Source organism: Pseudomonas sp. LB3P14, from assembly GCF_054898045.1.
The window spans coordinates 3,629,305-3,651,061 of the sequence record NZ_CM142714.1 but is presented as its reverse complement, the minus strand read 5'-3'; the positions used below and the strand labels follow the sequence as shown (position 1 = coordinate 3,651,061).

18 protein-coding genes, 4 tRNA genes and 1 riboswitch are annotated in these 21,757 nt (G+C 58.2%); of the genes, 16 read left to right on the top strand and 6 right to left on the bottom strand.

Going from position 1 to position 21,757, the window contains the following annotated elements; translation table 11 throughout:
- Positions 1-3: 3 nt before the first annotated feature.
- The 3 genes from astB to astE are packed head-to-tail and all read left to right on the top strand — an operon-like array spanning position 4 to position 2,679.
- Entirely contained in the window at positions 4-1,350 is a 1,347-nt protein-coding gene (gene astB, locus ACYZT5_RS16990; RefSeq protein WP_462052080.1) for an N-succinylarginine dihydrolase, read from the top strand.
- Positions 1,351-1,368: 18 nt separating this feature from the next.
- Positions 1,369-1,656, top strand: coding sequence for a hypothetical protein (locus ACYZT5_RS16985; protein ID WP_033056735.1), 288 nt, complete (start codon positions 1,369-1,371; stop codon positions 1,654-1,656).
- Between the two features lie 12 nt (positions 1,657-1,668).
- Complete coding sequence (gene astE / locus ACYZT5_RS16980; protein ID WP_462052079.1) at positions 1,669-2,679, top strand: succinylglutamate desuccinylase; 1,011 nt, start codon at positions 1,669-1,671, stop codon at positions 2,677-2,679.
- A 115-nt stretch (positions 2,680-2,794) separates the two neighbouring features.
- On the opposite strand, the gene ACYZT5_RS16975 is transcribed toward astE, so the two are convergent.
- Complete coding sequence (locus ACYZT5_RS16975; RefSeq protein WP_462052078.1) at positions 2,795-3,304, bottom strand: 6,7-dimethyl-8-ribityllumazine synthase; 510 nt, start codon at positions 3,302-3,304, stop codon at positions 2,795-2,797.
- 102 nt (positions 3,305-3,406) lie between these two features.
- Positions 3,407-3,577: riboswitch (FMN riboswitch) on the bottom strand.
- Between the two features lie 196 nt (positions 3,578-3,773).
- Between ACYZT5_RS16975 and ltaE the strand changes: the two genes are divergently transcribed.
- The 7 genes from ltaE (at position 3,774) to ACYZT5_RS16940 (ending at position 9,744) form a co-directional block, all read left to right on the top strand.
- Complete coding sequence (gene ltaE / locus ACYZT5_RS16970; RefSeq protein WP_462052077.1) at positions 3,774-4,778, top strand: low-specificity L-threonine aldolase; 1,005 nt, start codon at positions 3,774-3,776, stop codon at positions 4,776-4,778.
- Positions 4,779-4,924: 146 nt separating this feature from the next.
- Positions 4,925-7,549 (top strand): alanine--tRNA ligase, encoded by a 2,625-nt coding sequence (alaS, locus tag ACYZT5_RS16965; RefSeq protein WP_462052076.1) that lies wholly within the window; start codon positions 4,925-4,927, stop codon positions 7,547-7,549.
- Positions 7,550-7,640: 91 nt separating this feature from the next.
- Complete coding sequence (locus ACYZT5_RS16960; protein ID WP_129437628.1) at positions 7,641-8,882, top strand: aspartate kinase; 1,242 nt, start codon at positions 7,641-7,643, stop codon at positions 8,880-8,882.
- 187 nt (positions 8,883-9,069) lie between these two features.
- Positions 9,070-9,258, top strand: coding sequence for a carbon storage regulator CsrA (csrA, locus tag ACYZT5_RS16955; RefSeq protein WP_002554426.1), 189 nt, complete (start codon positions 9,070-9,072; stop codon positions 9,256-9,258).
- A gap of 62 nt (positions 9,259-9,320) precedes the next feature.
- Positions 9,321-9,411: transfer RNA gene (locus ACYZT5_RS16950), tRNA-Ser, on the top strand.
- 108 nt (positions 9,412-9,519) lie between these two features.
- Positions 9,520-9,596, top strand: a tRNA-Arg gene (locus ACYZT5_RS16945).
- A gap of 71 nt (positions 9,597-9,667) precedes the next feature.
- Positions 9,668-9,744 (top strand) — tRNA-Arg (locus ACYZT5_RS16940).
- A gap of 19 nt (positions 9,745-9,763) precedes the next feature.
- Here the strand turns inward: ACYZT5_RS16940 and ACYZT5_RS16935 are convergent.
- The gene (locus ACYZT5_RS16935) at positions 9,764-10,282 is read right to left on the bottom strand and encodes a cell envelope protein SmpA (RefSeq protein WP_462052075.1); all 519 of its coding nucleotides are present in this window, start codon (positions 10,280-10,282) and stop codon (positions 9,764-9,766) included.
- 320 nt (positions 10,283-10,602) lie between these two features.
- Here ACYZT5_RS16935 and mgtE point away from each other — a divergent pair, with 320 nt between their 5' ends.
- On the top strand, positions 10,603-12,045 hold the full coding sequence (gene mgtE, locus ACYZT5_RS16930; protein WP_462052074.1) for a magnesium transporter: 1,443 nt from the start codon (positions 10,603-10,605) through the stop codon (positions 12,043-12,045).
- A gap of 99 nt (positions 12,046-12,144) precedes the next feature.
- Here the strand turns inward: mgtE and ACYZT5_RS16925 are convergent, their stop codons facing one another.
- The gene (locus ACYZT5_RS16925; protein ID WP_003178899.1) at positions 12,145-12,471 is read right to left on the bottom strand and encodes an Arc family DNA-binding protein; all 327 of its coding nucleotides are present in this window, start codon (positions 12,469-12,471) and stop codon (positions 12,145-12,147) included.
- 386 nt (positions 12,472-12,857) lie between these two features.
- On the opposite strand from ACYZT5_RS16925, the gene phnN reads away from it, so the two are divergent.
- A complete protein-coding gene (gene phnN / locus ACYZT5_RS16920) occupies positions 12,858-13,430 on the top strand; it encodes a phosphonate metabolism protein/1,5-bisphosphokinase (PRPP-forming) PhnN (RefSeq protein ID WP_462052073.1) in 573 nt (190 codons plus the stop codon).
- On the opposite strand, the gene ACYZT5_RS16915 is transcribed toward phnN, so the two are convergent.
- A complete protein-coding gene (locus ACYZT5_RS16915) occupies positions 13,405-13,584 on the bottom strand; it encodes a PA3371 family protein (protein ID WP_074879199.1) in 180 nt (59 codons plus the stop codon). The genes phnN and ACYZT5_RS16915 overlap by 26 nt on opposite strands.
- Before the next feature lie 22 nt (positions 13,585-13,606).
- Positions 13,607-13,837: a hypothetical protein gene (locus ACYZT5_RS16910; protein ID WP_462052072.1), complete on the bottom strand. Its 231-nt coding sequence runs from the start codon at positions 13,835-13,837 to the stop codon at positions 13,607-13,609.
- 292 nt (positions 13,838-14,129) lie between these two features.
- Here ACYZT5_RS16910 and ACYZT5_RS16905 point away from each other — a divergent pair.
- Positions 14,130-14,206, top strand: a tRNA-Arg gene (locus tag ACYZT5_RS16905).
- A 194-nt stretch (positions 14,207-14,400) separates the two neighbouring features.
- The gene (locus tag ACYZT5_RS16900; protein ID WP_462052071.1) at positions 14,401-14,940 is read left to right on the top strand and encodes a hypothetical protein; all 540 of its coding nucleotides are present in this window, start codon (positions 14,401-14,403) and stop codon (positions 14,938-14,940) included.
- A gap of 7 nt (positions 14,941-14,947) precedes the next feature.
- Here the strand turns inward: ACYZT5_RS16900 and ACYZT5_RS16895 are convergent, their stop codons facing one another.
- The gene (locus ACYZT5_RS16895; RefSeq protein ID WP_462052070.1) at positions 14,948-19,084 is read right to left on the bottom strand and encodes a CheR family methyltransferase; all 4,137 of its coding nucleotides are present in this window, start codon (positions 19,082-19,084) and stop codon (positions 14,948-14,950) included.
- 202 nt (positions 19,085-19,286) lie between these two features.
- On the opposite strand from ACYZT5_RS16895, the gene ACYZT5_RS16890 reads away from it, so the two are divergent.
- Together ACYZT5_RS16890 and ACYZT5_RS16885 are read left to right on the top strand one after the other, a co-directional pair.
- Positions 19,287-20,891 (top strand): response regulator, encoded by a 1,605-nt coding sequence (locus tag ACYZT5_RS16890; RefSeq protein ID WP_462052069.1) that lies wholly within the window; start codon positions 19,287-19,289, stop codon positions 20,889-20,891.
- Positions 20,888-21,580 (top strand): sensor histidine kinase, encoded by a 693-nt coding sequence (locus ACYZT5_RS16885; RefSeq protein ID WP_462052068.1) that lies wholly within the window; start codon positions 20,888-20,890, stop codon positions 21,578-21,580. The genes ACYZT5_RS16890 and ACYZT5_RS16885 overlap by 4 nt, the downstream gene beginning before the upstream one ends.
- The last annotated feature ends 177 nt before the right edge of the window (positions 21,581-21,757 follow it).

Here is a 21,757-nt window from a genome sequence, read left to right as displayed (position 1 = left end):
CTGATGAAATCCTATGAAGTCAATTTTGACGGTCTAGTGGGGCCGACCCATAACTACGGCGGCCTGTCCTACGGCAATGTCGCGTCCCAGAGCAACAGCCAGCAGTCTTCGAACCCGAAGGAAGCCGCGCTGCAAGGCCTGGCGAAAATGAAATCGCTGATGGAAATGGGCTTTCAACAGGGCGTGCTGGCACCACAGGAGCGCCCGGACGTGGCAGCCCTGCGTCGCTTGGGTTTCAGCGGCACCGATGCTCAGGTGATCGAGCAAGCAGCCAAAGAAGCCATGCCGCTGCTGGTTGCCAGTTGCTCGGCATCGAGCATGTGGGTGGCCAACGCCGCCACCGTCAGTCCGAGCGCCGACACCGCGGATGGCCGTGTGCATTTCACGGCGGCCAACCTGAACTGCAAATATCACCGCAGCATCGAACACCCGACCACCAGTCGCGTGCTGGGGGCTATGTTTGCTGACCAGAAGCACTTCGCACACCACGCCGCATTGCCAGCCGTGGCGCAGTTCGGGGACGAAGGTGCAGCCAACCACACCCGTTTCTGCCGTGAGTACGGCGAAGCTGGCGTCGAGTTCTTCGTGTTCGGCCGCAGCGCGTTCGACACCCGTTACCCGGCACCGCAGAAATACCCGGCCCGCCAGACCCTCGAAGCCTCCCAGGCGGTTGCCCGCCTGCACGGCTTGAGCGATGACGGCGTGGTTTACGCTCAGCAGAACCCTTCGGTGATCGATCAGGGCGTGTTCCACAACGATGTGATCGCGGTGGGTAATGGCGAGGTGCTGTTCTATCACGAGGATGCGTTCCTCGACACCGAGCAGATGCTCGCTGAATTGCAAAGCAAACTCGCCAAAGTTGGTGGGAAATTTCAGGCAATCTGCGTACCGCGCTCCGCAGTAACTGTCGAAGACGCCGTTCGTTCCTACCTGTTCAATAGCCAACTGCTGTCGCGTCCTGACGGCTCGATGCTGTTGATCGTGCCGGAAGAGTGCCGTGGCAACGAGCGTGTCTGGCAGTACCTGCAAAGTTTGACCAGCTCCGGCGGGCTGATTCGCGAAGTGAAAGTGTTCGATTTGAAGCAGAGCATGCAGAACGGCGGTGGCCCGGCTTGCCTGCGACTGCGCGTCGCGCTCAACGAAACCGAACTGGCGGCCGTCAACCCAGGGGTTATCATGACGGCACCGTTGTACGGCACGCTGACCGAATGGGTCGACAAGCACTACCGCGACCGCATGACCGAAAACGATCTCGCGGACCCGCAATTGCTGCTTGAGTGCCGGACGGCACTGGATGAACTGACGCAAATCCTTAAACTGGGCGCGGTTTATCCATTCCAGATCAATTGAACGTCGAGAGCGTAAAACATGAGCGATACCCTGCAGCTGATCCTTGAAGACACCGACGGCACGCAACTGGAAACGTCCTGCACCCGCGTCGCGGTCATGTGGCAAGGCAAAGAGCTGTGGATTCAGCAGGACGGCCGCGGCCAACTGCTGATCGGCGTGGACGTCGAAGAAGGTGACGCTGAATACGCAAACCTGCTGCTGCGCCCATTGGCGACTAATCTGGTAAGTCTGCAACTGGAAATGGAACCGGCTGAAGTCGGTGACGAAGACCATGTGCACGGCCCGGATTGCGCGCACGACCATTAAGGAAACCGCTCTATGCTCGCCCTCGGCAAACTGCTTGAACTGACCCTCGCCGGCCGCGAACCGGCGGAGAAGACTCAACTGACTGTCGAAGGCGTGCGCATGCGCTGGTTGAGTGAAGGTGCGCTGGAAGTCCGGCCACCTGAAGCTCGCGACAATGGCCTGGACTTGCTGCTATCAGCCGGCATCCACGGCAACGAAACAGCGCCGATCGAGTTGCTCGATCGCCTGTTGCATGACCTCGCCCGCGGCGACTTGAAACCGCGCGCACGTATTCTATTCCTGTTCGGCAACCCGGAAGCGATTCGCAAAGGCGAGCGTTTCATCGAACAGGACGTCAACCGGCTGTTCAACGGCCGTCACGAACAAAGCAGCGGCTCCGAAGCCCTGCGCGCCTGTGAACTGGAGCGGCTGGCGGCGAGTTTCTTCAGCCTGCCGGACCGTAATCGTCTGCACTACGACCTGCACACGGCCATTCGCGGTTCGAAAATCGAGCAGTTCGCACTGTATCCCTGGAAAGAAGGCCGTCAGCATTCACGCCTGGAACTGGCGCGCCTGCGCGCTGCCGGCATGGAAGCGGTGCTGCTGCAGAACAAGCCGTCGATCGTCTTCAGCTCTTATACCTACGACAAACTCGGTGCCGAGTCCTTTACCCTGGAGTTGGGCAAGGCGCGGCCCTTCGGGCAGAACGATGGGGTCAACGTCGATCTGCTGGAAACCCGCCTCAAACAGATTATCGAAGGCAACGAGCCGGCCCAGACCGAAGAGGCGCTGGACGGTTTGCAGCTGTTTAGCGTGGCACGAGAAATCATCAAGCACAGCGATAGCTTCCGTCTGAACCTGCCAGTGGACATCGAGAACTTTTCGGAGTTGGAAGTGGGCTATTTGCTGGCCGAAGACATCGCCCAAACCCGGTGGATCATTGAGGAGGAGGGGGCCCGGATCATCTTCCCGAACCCCAAGGTCAAGAACGGCCTGCGCGCCGGCATCCTGGTTGTGCCGACCACCGACGAAAACCTCGCCTGACTGATCGTTCCCACGCTCCGCGTGGGAATGCAGCCCGGGACGCTCTGCGTCCCAACAGCGGACGCAGAGCGTCCATTGAGGCATTCCCACGCAGAGCGTGGGAACGATCATCAGACTAGACGGCTACCGCACGAGGCTCATTACGACGCAACACACGCATCTTGTGCAGCGTGTCCGCGCACGTCTTCGCCGCTTCCTGGCCTTTATGCACGAAATGCTCGAAGAAGAACTTCTGATGTTCTTCGCCGGCATGGAAGTGGTGCGGGGTCAAAACCACCGAGAACACCGGCACTTCGGTTTCCAGCTGAACCTGCATCAGGCCGCTGATCACCGACTGGGCGACGAATTCGTGGCGGTAGATCCCGCCGTCGACCACCAGACCCGCAGCGACGATGCCGGCATAACGACCGGACTTGGCCAGCAGCTTGGCGTGCAGCGGAATTTCAAAGGCGCCGCCGACTTCGAAGAAGTCGATCTCCGACTCCTGATAACCCTGAGCAATCATTTCGGCCACAAAGCCCTTACGGCTCTGATCGACGATTTCTTTGTGCCAGCAGGCCTGGATGAACGCAACGCGCTCGCCCTGATGGTTTTTGCTTTTGCTATCGATTGCGGTGGGTTGCATGTTCTGACTCCTGTTTATGTAAAAAACAGGGCATATGAATCGAATGGGATTTAAGGGTACGCACGCTCGCACGAATGCCTGCGGACGGCCCTTTGGCGCCAATCCCGTTCTCTCTTCATCCGGACTATGACCGTCGGCCCCGGGATCACACCGGGTCTGCTGACCTTGCCGCCATCACAGCCATTGCCGTGCCTGTCGCCAAGCGCTCGCGGGCTATGCGCATTGCGCGCAATTACCGCCGGTGGGGAGTTGCACCCCGCCCTGAGAACGTTTTGCCGCCAGATTGTTTGGCGGCGAAGCGTTTTTAACACATATTTCTCACCTGTGCATTGCTGCTATCTGATGATTGCTATCGACTTTTTCGTCGGATCAAGAAGCCATTTCCTACTCAAGGGTTGATTATTCGTCGGCGTGACCGCAGTAATTCCCTACTGAAAGGGTTTTCCCCCTGCTTACCGAGGCCAGATTCATGAGCGTTATCGATCTTCGCAGCGACACCGTCACCCAACCGACCGCAGGGATGCTCGACGCGATGGCCGCAGCAGCCACCGGTGATGACGTTTACGGTGAAGATCCGACGGTCAATCGACTGGAAGCCGAGCTTGCGAATCAGTTGGGTTTTGCTGCAGCGCTGTTTGTCCCGACAGGCACCATGAGCAATCTGCTGGGCTTGATGGCCCATTGTGAGCGCGGTGACGAATACATCGTCGGCCAGCAGGCTCACACGTATAAGTACGAAGGCGGTGGGGCCGCGGTGCTCGGTTCGATCCAGCCGCAGCCACTGGAAGTGCAGGCGGATGGTTCGCTGGACTTGGCGCACGTCGCGGCCGCGATCAAACCGGATGACTTCCACTTCGCCCGCACCCGTTTGCTGGCGCTGGAAAACACCATGCAGGGCAAGGTCCTGCCGCTGGAGTATCTGGCCCGGGCCCGCAGGTTCACCCGTGAGCACGGGCTGGCGCTGCACCTTGACGGCGCGCGGCTGTACAACGCGGCGGTCAAGCTGGGGGTCGATGCCCGAGAGATCACTCAGTATTTCGATTCCGTTTCGGTCTGCCTGTCCAAGGGCCTGGGCGCGCCGATCGGTTCGGTGCTGTGTGGTTCGGCCGAGTTGATCGGCAAGGCGCGGCGTCTGCGCAAGATGGTCGGTGGCGGTATGCGCCAGGCCGGTATTCTGGCGGCGGCAGGTTTGTACGCGCTGGATAATAATGTTCAGCGTCTGACTGACGACCACACCAATGCCCAATTGCTGGCCGAAGGCCTGCGAGCCGCGGGTTATGAGGTCGAGCCGGTGCAGACCAACATGGTTTACGTGCAGATGGGCGACAAGGCCGAGGCCATCAAGGCATTTTCCGCGGAGCGCGGGATCAAGCTCAGCGCTGCCGGGCGCCTGCGTATGGTCACGCACATGGACGTCAGCCGCGCTCAAATCGAGCAGGTCGTCGCGACATTCGTCGAGTTTTCGCGCAACTGATAGCGTTAGCGGTCCAATTGACCGTTTCTATCGTATAAACACGCTGTACCCCGCGCGCAGGGCCGATATAATGCGGCCCTTTGCCGTCGCTTCGTCTGTTGACGTTTCGCACAGGCCTATGGCCGCAGCCTCCGTGGAAGAACCTAATGAAAAGCGCAGAAATCCGTGAAGCCTTCCTTCGCTTCTTCGAAGAGCAAGGCCACACCCGTGTAGCCTCCAGCTCTTTGATTCCGGGCAACGATCCAACCCTGCTGTTCACTAACGCGGGGATGAACCAGTTCAAGGATTGCTTCCTGGGCCAGGAAAAGCGCGCGTACACCCGCGCGGTCAGCAGCCAGAAATGCGTGCGCGCCGGCGGCAAGCACAACGACCTGGAAAACGTCGGTTATACCGCCCGTCACCACACCTTCTTCGAAATGCTGGGTAACTTCAGCTTCGGTGATTATTTCAAGCGTGACGCCATCACCTACGCCTGGAACTTCCTGACGTCCGACAAGTGGCTGAACCTGCCGCAAGAAAAGCTCTGGGTCACCGTCTACGCCAGCGATGACGAGGCCTATGACATCTGGACCAAGGAAATCGGCGTTCCGGCCGAGCGCATGGTTCGTATCGGCGATAACAAAGGCGCGCCGTACGCTTCCGACAACTTCTGGACCATGGGCGATACCGGCCCGTGCGGTCCTTGCACCGAGATTTTCTACGATCACGGCGCCGACATCTGGGGCGGCCCACCGGGCTCGCCGGAAGAAGACGGCGACCGTTACATCGAAATCTGGAACAACGTGTTCATGCAGTTCAACCGCACCGCCGATGGCGTGTTGCACCCGCTGCCAGCACCGTCGGTCGACACCGGCATGGGCCTGGAGCGGATCAGTGCCGTGCTGCAGCACGTTCACTCGAACTATGAAATCGACCTGTTCCAGAGCCTGCTGAGCGCATCGGCCAAGGCCATCGGTTGCAGCAACGACAATCAGGCGTCCCTGAAAGTCGTCGCCGACCACATTCGCTCGTGCGGTTTCCTGATTGCCGACGGCGTGCTGCCGTCCAACGAAGGTCGTGGCTACGTGCTGCGCCGGATCATTCGTCGCGCCTGCCGTCACGGCAACAAACTGGGCGCCAAGGGCAGCTTCTTCTACCAGATCGTTGCAGCGCTGGTCGCCGAGATGGGCGAAGCCTTCCCTGAGCTGAAGTCCCAGCAAGCGCACATCGAGCGCGTGCTGAAAGCCGAAGAAGAGCAGTTCTCCAAAACCCTGGAGCACGGCCTGAAAATCCTCGAGCAGGATCTGGCCGAGCTCAAAGGCGAGGTAGTGCCGGGCGACGTAGTGTTCAAGTTGTACGACACCTACGGTTTCCCGATGGACCTGACCGGCGACATCGCTCGCGAACGCAGCCTGACCATCGACGAAGCAGGCTTCGAGCGCGAAATGGAAGCCCAGCGCGTCCGTGCCCGTTCCGCCAGCTCCTTCGGCATGGACTACAACAGCCTGGTCAAGGTTGACGTAGCCACCGAATTCACCGGCTATGAAGCGACTAAAGGTTCGGCGAAAGTCGTTGGCCTCTATAAGGATGGCCAGTCGGTCGACGTACTCAGTGAAGGCGAAGAGGGTGTGGTCGTTCTCAATCAGACCCCGTTCTACGCTGAGTCCGGCGGCCAGATCGGTGACTGCGGGTATCTGCAGGCCGGCAACAGCCGCTTCGACGTGCGCGATACCACCAAGACCGGCGGTGCGTTCCTGCATCACGGTGTGCTGGCGTCGGGCAGCCTGATGATTGGTGCGCCGGTTGAAACCCACGTTGAAGCCGAAGTGCGTCACGCGACTTCGCTGAACCACTCGGCGACTCACTTGCTGCATGCGGCATTGCGTCAGGTGTTGGGCGAGCACGTTCAGCAGAAAGGCTCGTTGGTCGACAGTCAGCGCCTGCGCTTCGACTTCAGCCACTTTGAAGCCATCAAGCCTGAGCAGTTGAAGGCGCTGGAAGACATCGTCAACGCCGAGATTCGCAAGAACTCCGAAGTTGAAACCGAAGAAACCGATATCGAAACCGCCAAGCAGAAGGGCGCCATGGCGCTGTTCGGCGAGAAGTACGGCGACAGCGTGCGCGTACTGAGCATGGGCGGTGATTTCTCCGTCGAACTGTGCGGTGGTATCCACGCCAACCGTACTGGCGACATCGGCCTGCTGAAAATCATCAGCGAAGGCGGTGTGGCCTCCGGCGTGCGTCGTATCGAAGCGGTCACCGGCGCCGCGGCGCTGGCATACTTGAACGCTGCGGAAGAACAACTCAAGGAAGCGGCCAACCTGGTCAAGGGCAGCCGCGACAACCTGATCGACAAGCTGTCGGCTGTGCTTGAGCGCAACCGTCTGCTGGAGAAGCAACTCGAGCAGTTGCAGGCCAAGGCTGCCAGCGCGGCGGGCGACGATCTGTCGGCTTCCGCCCTGGACGTCAAAGGCGTGAAAGTATTGGCCGTGCGTCTGGACGGTCAGGACGGCAAGGCGCTGCTGGCGCTGGTCGATCAACTGAAAAACAAACTCGGCCGCGCAGTGATCCTGCTCGGCAGTGTCCATGAGGAAAAGGTCGTTCTGGTTGCAGGCGTAACCAAAGACCTGACTGGCCAACTCAAAGCCGGTGATTTGATGAAGCAAGCCGCTGCGGCAGTGGGCGGGAAGGGCGGTGGTCGTCCAGACATGGCGCAGGGCGGTGGTGTAGACGCTGGCGCACTGGATGCGGCATTGGCCCTGACTGTTCCATTTGTAGAGCAGGGTTTATAAGGCAGTGTGTCCGGCCCGCAGTCTAGTGGCGGGCCAGAATGCTGTTTGAGTGATTATTTGGGCGCCCTTCATGGGCAGAGGCGGCTTTGAAATGGCTTTGATCGTACAGAAATTTGGAGGCACCTCCGTCGGCACTGTCGAGAGAATCGAGCAGGTCGCCGACAAGGTTAAGAAATTCCGCGAGGCCGGCGATGACCTGGTGGTTGTGCTGTCTGCAATGAGCGGCGAAACCAACCGTCTGATCGATCTGGCCAAGCAAATCAGTGGCGACGGCCAACCGGTTCCTCGTGAGCTGGATGTGATCGTCTCCACCGGTGAGCAGGTGACGATTGCGCTGTTGGCCATGGCGCTGATCAAGCGCGGCGTGCCCGCGGTGTCTTACACAGGCAGTCAGGTGCGGATTCTGACGGACAGCGCTCACAATAAAGCGCGTATCTTGCAGATTGATGAACAGAAGATTCGGGGTGACCTGAAGGCCGGTCGTGTGGTCGTTGTCGCCGGTTTCCAGGGCGTCGACGAACACGGCAACATCACCACCCTTGGTCGTGGCGGTTCCGACACCACGGGTGTGGCACTGGCGGCAGCCTTGAAGGCTGACGAATGCCAGATCTACACCGATGTCGACGGCGTCTACACCACCGACCCGCGTGTGGTGTCCGTGGCTCAGCGCCTGGACAAGATTACCTTCGAAGAGATGCTGGAAATGGCCAGCCTCGGTTCCAAGGTGTTGCAGATCCGTGCGGTGGAATTCGCCGGTAAGTACAACGTTCCGCTGCGCGTACTGCACAGCTTCAAGGAGGGTCCGGGCACCCTCATTACTATTGATGAAGAGGAAACCATGGAACAGCCGATCATTTCCGGCATCGCTTTCAACCGCGATGAAGCCAAGCTGACCATCCGTGGCGTGCCAGACACCCCGGGCGTTGCATTCAAGATTCTCGGCCCGATCAGTGCCGCGAACATCGAAGTCGACATGATCGTGCAAAACGTTGCGCACGATAACACCACCGACTTCACCTTCACCGTGCACCGCAATGACTTCCAGGCAGCGCAAACCGTGCTGGAAAACACCGCTCGCGAGATCGGTGCCCGTGAAGTCGTTGGCGATATCAAGATTGCCAAGGTGTCGATCGTCGGTGTGGGCATGCGCTCCCACGCAGGCGTGGCCAGCCGCATGTTCGAATCCCTGGCCAAGGAAAGCATCAACATCCAGATGATCTCGACCTCGGAGATCAAAGTCTCCGTAGTGATCGAAGAGAAGTATCTGGAACTGGCTGTGCGCGCTCTGCACACGGCTTTTGAACTGGACGCGCCGGCCCGCCAGGGCGAGTGATGCGTTTGCCGAAGGGCGCGGTCTGACCGCGCCCTTTTGTTTTTTTGAATGGTGCGGCCCGAAGCTGTTCTTTTGCTCGCGCTAGTCAATACTCAGGCATGTAGGGCTGCGATCGCTCCGGTTGTAGGTCGAGTGCCTTTTTTTTGCAGACTGTTGTCCCTGAAATGAAATGCGTGAGGAGAAAGGTATGCTGATTCTGACTCGTCGGTGCGCAGAAAGCCTGATTATTGGTGATGGCGAAATCACCGTGACCGTGCTCGGCGTCAAAGGAAATCAAGTGCGTATCGGTGTCAACGCCCCGAAAGAGGTTGCTGTCCACCGTGAAGAAATTTACCTGCGTATAAAGAAAGAGAAGGACGAAGAACCAAGCCATTAATTTTTATCGTTTTTTATGTTTGCAAACGGGGAAGAAGCTGGTTAATATACGCCCCGTGTTGCGGAGAGCTGGCCGAGTGGCCGAAGGCGCTCCCCTGCTAAGGGAGTACACCTCAAAAGGGTGTCGGGGGTTCGAATCCCCCGTTCTCCGCCATTATTTGCGTAGTACGTTGTAATCTGGCTTCTTCGGTAACTTGTTGAAATTACTAGAAAAAAGCGCTTTACAAAAAGATTCAACGGCCTATAATGCGCGGCAACAAATGCACTCGTAGCTCAGCTGGATAGAGTACTCGGCTACGAACCGAGCGGTCACAGGTTCGAATCCTGTCGAGTGCACCATTTAAGAGTTGTTTGCAGTAATGTGAATGACTTGGCTTCAACCAGTTGTGATCTGGTATAAAAACACAAATGCACTCGTAGCTCAGCTGGATAGAGTACTCGGCTACGAACCGAGCGGTCACAGGTTCGAATCCTGTCGAGTGCACCAAACACCAAAAAGCCCGCGTTTAACGCGGGCTTTTTGCCGTCTGGGATTTGGCTTTTCCTTTGGTGCATCCTCTCTCATCGAACTCGACATGTGCGCTACGACCTCGCTTGGTGTCGTAACGGTAGCTCGTGGCTGAATTGCGAATACTGATCTTGTCTGGCTTGCCAAGGGCGCTCTCGACGTCCTGCTGACTCATGCCGGCGACAACCCGCTGATTGATGATGGCTGCGCGGCGTTCCCTGGCGCTGATCAGGTTTCCACATTTGTCCTCGGTCTTGCCGACGACAGTCGGATCTCTCCTTTTGATTTTCATGCCTGATGTTTCACGAGTCTCGGCTTCCGGCATGAGAGCGGTCGTGCTGCCTGGCGTGAAGGTGCGCACATCCTGAAGCGAAAGGCTGTCTCCGGCCGTACAGCTCAACGTAGTGAAGGTAATGCGCCCGTTGGCCGCTTCGCAGCGGTGAACGGTCGTGGCTAGCGCCCAGGGCGACGGGCAGAGCAGGGCGATCAATAAAAAATAATGTGCATTCGATGGCATTAAACGTCCTCCATGACGGTCCATCTCAAGGGTAGTCGCTACATTTTTCGGCTGTGGTGTGTTTTCTTTTCAGGATGAGTCGTCGCAGCTTGATGGATCAGGACAGTGCTCAGGTTTGTCTTGCAAGCGCTTGTTTCAGCCACGATTTTTTAACGTTTAAAACCGTCGGGCGGTGTATCATTGCGCCCGTCAGCCCCGCCGGGGCTTGTGGAATACCTCCATGGACTTACCCAGTAGTTACTCAGTACCCCGTTTTTCCAATCATGAATTGACTGATTGATCCTTCCGGCGTGCCCCGCTGCTGGGAGTGGAGTTCGCCTATGTCTGAAGTTGAAGTAAAGAAAACGCAGGAAAGCTTGCAGGACCGCCTCGCTCAAGTTGTTGAGCTGCTGCAGCGTCAGCGGGTGGTCGAAGACCTGACTCATCGCCAGGAAGGTCCGCATCACGACCGGGTCGAGAACCTGGTTCACCGGCAAAACCTCGTCGAGTTGCAACGCAAGCTCGATGATTTGCACTCCGCCGACGTCGCCTACATCCTTGAAGCCTTGCCGCTGGACGATCGTCTGATGCTCTGGCAATTGGTCAAGGCCGATCGCGACGGCGACATTCTGCTCGAAGTATCCGATTCTGTTCGTGAAACGCTGATCGCCGACATGGACGATCACGAGCTCCTGGCTGCGGCCAAGGACATGGACGCCGACGAACTTGCTGACCTGGCCTCCGAGCTGCCGCGAGACGTCGTCCACGAGCTGATGGAAACCCTCGATGGCCAGCAGCGTGAGCGCGTACGCTCTGCGTTGTCCTACGACGAGGATCAGGTCGGTGCGCTGATGGACTTCGAGATGGTGACGATCCGTGAGGACGTCAGTCTCGAAGTGGTTTTGCGTTACCTGCGGCGCCTCAAGGAGCTGCCGAGCCACACGGACAAATTGTTCGTGGTTGATTACGACGGTGTCCTCAAGGGCGTGTTGCCCATCAAGCGTTTGCTGGTCAACGACCCGGAAAAACAGGTTTCTGAAGTCATGGCCAGCGACCCGGTGAGTTTTCACCCGGATGAAGACGCCTATGACGCTGCTCAGGCGTTCGAACGTTACGACTTGATCTCGGCGCCTGTGGTCGACAAGAACGGCAAACTGATCGGCCGTCTGACCATCGATGAAATGGTCGACCTGATTCGTGAAGAGAGCGAAAACGAAGTTCTCAACATGGCGGGTCTGCGCGAAGAAGAAGATATTTTTGCGTCAGTCTGGAAATCCCTGCGTAACCGTTGGGCGTGGCTGGCCGTTAACCTGATCACCGCGTTTATCGCATCCCGGGTGATTGGTCTTTTCGAAGGCTCCATCGAGAAACTGGTGGCGCTGGCGGCATTGATGCCGATCGTGGCCGGTATCGGTGGCAACTCGGGTAACCAGACGATCACCATGATCGTTCGGGCCATGGCGCTGGATCAGGTCAGCACCGGCAATACTTCGCGCCTGATGCGCAAGGAATTGGCGGTAGGTCTGATCAATGGCCTGGTCTGGGGCGGTGTGATCGGCGTGGTTGCCTACCTGCTGTATGGCAGTTGGTCTCTGGGTGTGGTGATGACGGCCGCCATGACGCTCAATCTGTTGCTTGCGGCATTGGCGGGAGTGTTGATTCCCATGACCCTGGCGCGGTTGGGGCGCGATCCTGCGATGGGCGCCAGTGTGATGATCACCGCTATGACGGACAGCGGCGGGTTTTTCATCTTTCTCGGGCTGGCGACAATCTTCCTGCTCTGACTTGCTGACGTTAAAAACCCGCCAATCGGCGGGTTTTTTATGCCCGAATTTCAGGCAAAAAAAGCCAGCGATTAAGCTGGCTTGAGCGTTCGGAATGAATCAGGAAGCGTCTGCGGCCATTTCGGCATCATGCGCAATCAGCGAAACAAGAGCGTTCTGCTGACGGTGGGAGAGTTGGCGGAAGCGTTGCAGCAGTTCACGTTCGTGCAATGACAGCTCCGGGCTGTCCAGGCGCATGCTCAATTCTTCGCCCAACGCGCCTTCCTGAATAAGGCTCTGCTCAAGGCGCGCGATGATTTCGGAGTTCATGCTGCGATGATGATTGCGAGCCACCTCGGCAATGCGTTCACGCATTCCGTCTGGCAGACGTACGACGAACTTGTCAGCCGTACGGCTGGAATAAATTGCCTGTTTCAATGGGCGCATATATTTAACCGGTTAGTTCAGGGGAGCGGTTCTCGGGATTGGCCGCAGGATGTCTGATAGGACAAGCGGTCTGGCCAAATGTTCAACCTGAATTGATAGAGGCTCGCATCATGCCTCAATGTAGCCAGTTCATTGGCGTCAATTCTGTGACAAATATTGAACTGGATAAAGGCGTTATGCCAGCACCAATTATCAGAAATGCGGACTGGTTTGAAAAGTTTGCTCTAGTCCGTATTACTGACCGCATCCTCCTGGCCGACAGGTGATGTCCGAAGACGCCTGAGGGTGCATGCTGTGCGGATTCGATCAGTGTTCCTTACGTGTACAGGATAGTGGCAAATGGCCGATTTACTAGGGGCAGACGTGCAGTGGGAGGCTATTTCAGGATGGATGGCAGGCTGATTTACTTGATGGGGCCTTCTGGATCTGGCAAGGACAGCCTCATCGAAGCCGCTCGAGAGCCGTTGCAGGCGCTCAATTGTGAAGTGGTGCGTCGGTTCATCACGCGGTCGGCCGAATCAGTGGGTGAGGATGCGATCGGAGTTTCCCGGGAAGAGTTCGAGCGACACAGAGTCGAGGGCGATTTCGCACTGTGCTGGAACGCCAATGGCCTGGATTACGGTATTCCGATCGAAATAGATCAATGGCTCAATGACGGCCGACATGTCCTCGTCAACGGCTCCCGCGGCCATTTGGTCGAGGCGCTGCACCGATATCCAACGCTGTTGCCGGTTCTGTTGACGGTCAAGGATAACGTCCTGCGAGAACGGCTGTTGCGCCGTGGTCGCGAGAGTCTTGCGGAGATTGAAGCAAGGCTCCACCGCAATGGGTTATTCACGGCAGAGGGTTCAATCGGTGGCACTCAGATCCATCGACTCGACAATTCAGGCGAACTGTCCACCACAGTTGCCAATCTGCTGAACCTGTTGAGAGTTATCGCAGTACCGGATCGAACTTGATCTTGCGCCCGGCAATCAGCGCCAGCACAAACAGCGCACCGAATACGCCGCAGGCGATCAGGGGCAAGGTAACGACCGTGTCCTGGACCACTGACAGATGAAGAATGCCGCTCAGTAAGGCGAGGATGAAAAATCCAGCGGCGGATTTGGACATGCGGTGCTCCTGATGGGGTGATTCAAAATACCAAACGTTCGGAAGACTGAGGCAGCGGGATGCCTTCCTGGCTCAGCTCTTGGCTGACAAAGCTGCGCTCGTCGCTCATAACCGCCAATTGAGGCGCTCTTTGCAGTTGAAGGTAATGAGGCATGCGTTGGGCAACTGGCTCAGCACCGCTCTCGGGGACAAAATGAAAGCCCAACAGAATCGCCAGGGCGATCGCGTTCGAGAGTAAAAGGGCGCTGTTCATGAGGCTGGCCTCCGCAGTTCTTTGGAAAACAGCAAAGCAGCCCGCATGCCAAAAGTTTAACTGCAATTAAATCCTTTAAAAACAATGAATTAAGTTATTTGTGCGAGGTGACTGCATTGCATTTTGCAATGATGGCTTTTTGCGGTGATGCAATTTGCACGGTAAACAAAGCCACGCCCCGCCAAGGCGTGTGCCTACACTTAAAAAGCCCAAAGGACGACATGACAAAAGCAGGCCTGCCCGTTAACATGCTCGCCGTCCATTGCACCGCGTTTCTTCGTGGTCGACCTGTGTCTCAGTAGCTCAATTGGATAGAGCATCCCCCTCCTAAGGGGAAGGTTGGCAGTTCGAACCTGCCCTGGGACACCATTTAATCCGAGCCTCTTCGGTCACCTGCCTGACAGCGCATTTACTCCTCGTCAGCAGGTCGCACCAAGAGGCAAAAAAAGCCCCGCCGGGCGATTGTCCGGCGGGGCTTTTTTACGCGCGATCACCCGACGACCTACATGGAAAGTCTGTCATTGCTGTGCCTTACTCCAGACACACCTCATGGAGTGAAATCGATGCGACGAAGAGGCGCAACGTTCTGGTTATGGACCAACATCCGATTGCCTCTCCATACCCATGAAGAAGTGCTCAGCAGTGGCGAGCACATCGAGGTGCTGGCGCGGGTCAGTCATGAGGGGGTTACCCAAGTATTTATCGGCGTCTACGGCACCAATGGCTGGGCGATTCGCGAGGAGTTCCATGACCGGCTCGTTGGTGAACAGTGCTGCGTCGCCTTGACGTGGGGCGCTCAGCGAGCGAGGGAGATTGTCGCGGACACCCAGGAGTTCGTCGCGCCGCACCGGGTGCAGTTGACGTTGAGTCCGGTCATCACCGATGAGTCGATACTGGCGCTGCGGCGGATGGAGATGACCGAGCGCGAGTCGTTGAAGCTCAGATCTGACGATGCCTGGGAGGAGTACCTGGCGGCCAAGGCGGCCATGCTGACACTGATGCGCTCAACCAAGGTCGATCCCTCGGTTTGGGCCGATAACAAGGAGCGACTCAGGCAGGCCATCGACCGACGAGCCTGGATCCAGCGCGCCTATTTGCACTGAACCTGTCTCAGGTCAGGGAGCGTCGCAGCGCCTCAATGGTTTCGATCAGGTCATCGTAGGACACCGGTTTTCCAATGTACTGGTTAAAGCCCGATTGCCGTGACCTTTGAATGTCGCTGTGTGCGCCATAGCCGGTCAGCGCAATGGCCGGCACATCCCTGACGAGCGGCAGCTGGCGTAAGGCGCTCATCAGCTCGTGGCCGTTCATGACCGGCATACCCAGGTCCGAAATGATCAGGTCGAAACGGGTGCTTTTTGCGGCATCCAATGCAGCCACCGGACGGTCGAACGCAATCACTTGCGCGTCTTCCATTTCCAGCAGCATTTTCAAGGTTTCCAGCACGTCGGCGGAGTCGTCGACCAACAGGATCGTCAAACCGCTCAGCCTGCCAGAGGCTTCCTCTACCTGGGTCGGGGATTGAGCCTCATCTTTGGTGTGGGTCAGGGGCAGGTAAACCGTGAAGGTACAACCCGTTCCGACCCCGGCAGAGTTCACCTCGACCGTTCCCCGTTGGGCTTCGGTCAATTGGCGGACCAGGGACAAGCCAATCCCCAGACCTTCACGGTTGTGGGTGGCGTGTTGCTTTTCAGCCTGGCCGAACAGGTCGAACACGTGATCGAGGTTCTCGGCCGCGATGCCGGCACCGTTGTCTTTGACGTCCAGCCGCGCCATGTTTCCAACCTGGCTGGCGATCAATTGCACGTGGCCATTGGAAGGCGTGAATTTCAGCGCGTTATTCACCAGGTTCCAGATGATTTGCTCCAGGCGCGTCGGGTCGGCATGGACCAACAATGCGCCTGAAGGCACGTGCAGTTCGACGGTGGCGTCGTGTCGGTCGTTGAGCACGACGGCGTGAATATCACGCAACACACCGGCCAGATCCACGGCGATTGGTTTCAGCTTGAGTTTGCCGGTGCGCACCCGAGCGACATCCATCAGATCATCGATGATCCGTGCCTGGCTGTTGACGGCGTCGCAGATGGTGTTGACGGCCTTGGCGGCCGGCGCCACCGATTTGGTCACCGGCAAGCGACGCAGCAGTTCGGCACTGAGCTGAATCAGGTTCAACGGATGCTTGAGTTCGTGGGACATGACCGCGAAGAACTCATCCTTGAGGTAATTGGTGTTGCGCGTTTCGGCCAACTGTTGGCTTTGCTCTTCATGCTGACGCTTGTGGCCGGTCAGGTCCCGGGCAATTTTCACGTAGCCCTGAAGGTTATCGCCGCTGAGCAGGGTAACCTCGCCGCTGCAAAAGAAGCGGCTGCCGTCCTTGTGCAGGTGCCAGCGCTCATCTTCGCTGCGACCCTGGGTGCGCACCGACAGCAGTTCGTTTTCAGGCACGCCGGACGCGCGATCTTCAGCCGAGAAAATAAAGTCGTAATAGGCGCCCTCGGCCTCAGCCTTGCTGTAGCCGAAGATCAATTCGGCGCCTTTGTTCCAAGTGGTGATCACGCCCCGCTCATCGAGGGTGATGATGGCGTAGTCGCGAGTGCTTTCGGCGACCAGGCGCATGCGTTCTTCGCCCAGTCTCAGTTCCTCTTCGGCCGCTCGACGTTTGGTGATGTCGATGAACGTCAGCACGGTGCCGTCGATGTGGTCTTCGCTGGAGCGATAGGGCAGCAGGCGGGCAATGTACCAGCGGTTATCGGTGCTGCTGACTTCGCGCTCAATCATGTTCAACGATTCGAACACCTGCACCGCGTCACCCGCCAGGTCTTCGTAATGCAGGCGATGGGTAATGTCGAGCAAGGAGCGCCCGGTATCCACCGGCAACATGCTGAAGATGTCAGTGGCGCGCGGGGTGAACCACTTGATGCGCATGCTGCGGTCGACAAACACCGTGGCGATGTCGGTGGAGGCGATCAGGTTGGTCAGGTAGTCGTTGATCTTGTCGGTTTCTTCGACCTTGGTTTTCAGCTCGTAGTTGACCGTCAGCAACTCTTCGTTGATCGACTGCAGCTCTTCCTTGCTGGTCTCCAGTTCTTCGGTGGCCGAGCGCAATTCTTCGTTGATCGCCTGCATTTCTTCGTTGGAAGCCTTGAGCTCTTCGCTGGAGACTTCCGTTTGTTCGATGGTGTCCTGCAGGTGCAGCTTGGTGCGTTGCAGTTCACGCTCCAGGTTGGACAGCACCTGGCTTTCGGTCAGCAGCACGGTGGTGGCCGCCCGCTCTGAAGGGTCAACCTCGACTTCGTCGAAGATCACCAGAAGGTATTCGTCGTCCGACTCTTCATCCTTGTAAGGGTGGGCGACCAGATCGATCAGGTAACTGCGGTCATCACGCTTGATCGGCACTTCGCGGGACTTCGCCGGCAGGCCGCTCTGCTGGACCTGGAACAGTGTGGTGCGGATCTCCAGGCGCAATTCAGGAAGAATCAGTGTCAGTAAGTTGCGCGACAATTCGCCGCCGACATGACGCAGGAAACGTCCGGCACTCTCGCTCATGTGCAGAATGTCGGCGTTGCCATCGACGATCACGCTCGGTGGTGCGGACTGTTCGAGGGCGCGTTGATGGATATCGGCGAATGACAGTTTGCGCGGCACGCTGCTTTGCGGCACCTGTTGGGAAATGTTGGTCCGCACATAACCTCCACGCGGCATGGTCGGTGTGCGCCGACTGTTGGCCGTGCCGGTCTTGGCACGGAAGATCCGGTTGCGTTTATCCACCGGGGTGAACAGTTCGTGGCACGCATCCGCGCTCTCGGAAGAACCGAGGAACAGGAAGCCGCCTGGGCGCAGGGCAAAGTGGAACATCTGGAGGATTTCGCGTTGCACTTCGCGATCCAGATAGATCAGCAGGTTGCGGCAAACAATCAGGTCGATCTGCGAGAAGGGCGGGTCGGACAACAGGCTGTGTTTGGCGAACAAGACCTTTTCGCGAATTTCCTTGCGGATCCGATAGTGATCGTCTTCCTTGATGAAGTAGTGGCGCAGCCGCGAGGGGGGCACATCGGTGATGATCGCTTGTGGATACAGGCCGGCCCGGCCGACGCTGATGGCGCGTTCGTCGATGTCGGTGGCGAACAGCTGCATCGACGCCGCGCAGGTGTCCAGTTGCAGTTGATCGTTGAGCAGCATCGCCAGGCTGTAGGCTTCTTCACCCGTGGAGCAACCTGCGGACCAGACCCGGATTTCTTCTTTCTCGGGTTGCGCGGACACGACGGCGCTGACCAGTTGCGGCACGACATCGCGCTCCAGGGCTTCGAAGGCTTCTCGATCACGAAAGAAATTGGTCACGCCGATCAGCATGTCGTCCAGCAGTGCCTTGGTTTCCTCGGGGTTGTTCTGCAAATACTGGTAATAAGCGCCCGGGTCCGGCTGGCCGGTGACCTGCATCCGGCGTTCGATCCGGCGCAACACGGTGGCGCGTTTGTAGTGCTTGAAGTCGTGGCCGGTACCGGTGCGCAACTGAATCAGGATGTCGCGCAGCATTTGTTCGGCAACTGCCGCGTCACGCTTGGACAGCGCAGCAAGGGTTTGCAGTTCCGGATCGTTGGCGGTGGGTAAAGAAATTTCCCTGGCGTTGCGCCATAGCTCCAGCAGCTTTTGCGGCATTTCCACCACGGGAAGCACCAGGTCAACCATGCGGGTTTCGATGGCCGCGCGAGGCATGCCATCGAATTCGGCGTCCTCCGGTGCCTGGGCCAGTGTAATGCCACCCTGCTCCTTGATCCGTGACAATCCGACAGCGCCGTCCGAGCCGGTGCCCGACAACACCAGGCAGAAGGCGCGTTCGCGGTGCACATCGGCCAGGTCGCGGAAGAACAGATCAATGGACGCGTGGCGACCTTCGTGCGGGTCTGTGGCAATGACCTCCAGCACGCCATCATTCATCGACAGCCGTTGCGCCGGTGAAATGACGAACACCCGGTTTTTCTCGATGGCCACCGTTTCGGTGACCTGCAGAACCGGCATCTTGGTCGATTCCTGGATGATCTTGTCAGCGATGCTTTGGTGATCGGGCGACAGATGGAGAATGATCACGAAGGCCATGCCATTGTCCTGAGGCATGTTTTCAAAGAACTGTTTGATCGCTTGCAGCCCGCCCCCCGACGCACCGATGCCCACCACCGGAAAGTCCAGGGTGCTGGGGCTCAGGGCCTTTCGCTCAGGAGCCGGGGCCGGGTGCTTGGGAGTGGTGGTCATCACGTTGCCTTTGGCGAGGGCAAACGCCTCGAGTTCAAATGGGGTGTGGGTGGGACTTAACAAATCAGGATAATCGCGATTTTCAATAACACCTTCAAATATTTAGCGCGTACTGAGCGGCATGACTTCTTAAGGGAACGCCACTACTGGCCGATAACCCGAACAGTCATGGTCTTCTTCTTAAATTGCCTGGAAATCTTCGATGCTGTCGTATCACCAAAAGCGTTTTTTGATCGTCGATGATTTCTCGGATTTCCGCAGTTCCGTCAGGTCGATGCTGCGCGAGCTGGGCGTCAAGGAAGTCGACACCGCCGACACCGGTGAACAGGCGCTGCGTATGTGTTCGCAGAAGGCCTACGATTTCATCCTGCAGGACTTTCACCTGGGCGATGGCAAGAAGAACGGTCAGCAGGTGCTTGAAGACCTGATGATCGAGAAGCTGATCAGTCATGAAGCCGTGTTCGTCATGGTCACCGCCGAGACCAGTCAGGCGATGGTGCTCAGTGCGTTGGAACACGAACCCGATGCGTACCTGACCAAACCGTTCAACCGTTCCGGCCTGGCTCAGCGTCTGGAGCGGCTGGAACAACGCAAGACGTTGCTCAAGCCGATCCTGCAAGCCCTTGACCGGGGCAAGCCGGTTGAAGTGCTCAATGCCTGCATCGCCTTGTGCAAGCAAGACATCCGCTACTCGCCGTTGTGCCTGCGCTATCGCGCCGATGCCCTGCGCGACCTGAATCAGAACGAGGCGCTGGAGCGTCTCTACGACAGCATCATTGCTGATCGGCCTTTGCCGTGGGCGTTTGCCGGTCTGGGTAAACTGCTGTTCAAGCGCGGCCAGGTCGGTCAGGCCAAGGGCGTCTACGAAAAAGCCCTGAAAGTGTTCCCGATGATGCCGGCGCTCTACGACGGCATGGCCGATGTGCTGGTCGCTGAAGGCGACACCAAGGCTGCCCAGGACGTGCTGGAAGAGGCGATCCGCTTGTCGCCGCTGGCGGTGCGCCGGCAAGCGCTGCTGGGCAAGTTGGCGATGGCCAATGAAGATTTTGAAACCGCCTCCAAAGCCTATCGTCAGGCGGTGGCGCAGGGCGCGCAGTCACGTTTCAAGGATGCGGAGAGCAACTTGGGACTGGCCCACGCCTTGATCAGCAAAGGCAGCGAGAAAGGCCTGGATACCCGGACCCGGCTGGAAATCAACACGACGCTGAGTGCGGTGGCCAAGGAAAACCCTACCGATCCGGGTCTGCAGATTCGTGCGCGGCTGATGAAAGCCACCAGCCTGCTGCTTAACGATGCCGAAACCGCCGAGAAGCTCACTGAGCAGGCGATGATGCGCCTCGATGGCATGGAACAGTTCATGAGCGCCGAAGCGGCGCTGCTGGTGGCCAAGCAACTGCAGATGCTCGGGCAGGCCAGCGCCGGTGCTTCGATGTTGAAAAACTGCGCGGAAATCTACGGCGACGACCCGACGGTGATGAAGGGCATCGCCAAGTTGACCGACGATCCAGCCATCCTCAATTCTGGCAACGCCGCTGCCGACCTCAACCGTCAGGGCGTGCGGGTATACAAGACCGGCAACCTGGTGGAAGCGCGGCAGGTGTTCCGCAAGGCCCTGGCGATGCAGCCGAAGAACATCAGTATCGCGCTGAACATGGCGCAGTCGCTGCTGCACGGCACCGACACCAGTGTCCCTTCGGCGGAGCTGGAGGAATGTCGGACCTGCCTGAAAATGGTCGGCCTGATGCCCGACACCGATGCGCGTTATTCCCGTTATCAGAAGCTGCGAAGCAAGGCGTTTGGCGAATGAACGACAGCGAACAGGCACTCGATTTTTCCACGGTAATTGCCTCCACCGTGCACGATATGAAGAACTCCCTGGCCATGCTGATGCAGGCCCACAGCCAATGGCTGACGCGCTTGCCGGATTCGCAGCAGCACACCCCGGAGCAGGGCGTCATCGACTTCGAGTTCGCCCACCTCAACGGCATGCTGGTGCAGTTGCTGGGGCTGTACAAACTCGGCGTCAACCAAATGCCATTGCAGCCGGCCTACCATGAGCTGGATGATTTCATCGAAGCGCAACTGGCGGCGCATCAAGACGTGTTCGCCAGTCGCGGCATTATGGCGACCTATGAAGTGGACCCGTTGAGCCCGTTGGGCTTCTTCGACCGGGAGCTGATTGCTTCGGTGCTGGCCAACAGCATTAACAACGCCATTCGTTACGCCCGCCACGCGGTGTTGATCAGCGTCAGCGATGAAGCCGGCCAACTGGTGCTGACCGTCAACGACGATGGCGAGGGTTATCCACCCGAGATGATCGAGCGTCAGGTCGAATACGTGCAGGGCATCAACCACAGCAGCGGAAGCACTGGCCTGGGCCTGTACTTTGCCGGGCGGATTGCCGCACTTCATCAGCGCAATGGCGTGGGCGGACGCACCGAAATCAGCAACGGCGGGCCGCTGGGTGGCGGAGTGTTCAACCTCTATCTGCCCTGACCGGTTCTTTTTGTTGGCCGCTGCTTGATATTCCGAACAGGCGGAGCCTATTTTGTACGGGTCGCCGTTCGCGGCTTGCATAACAAAAAGGATTGCGTCATGACAACCGATGGCCATTGTTCACTCGCGGAGCGATTGACGGGCATTGACGAGATTGAATGCGTCACGCCGGACCTG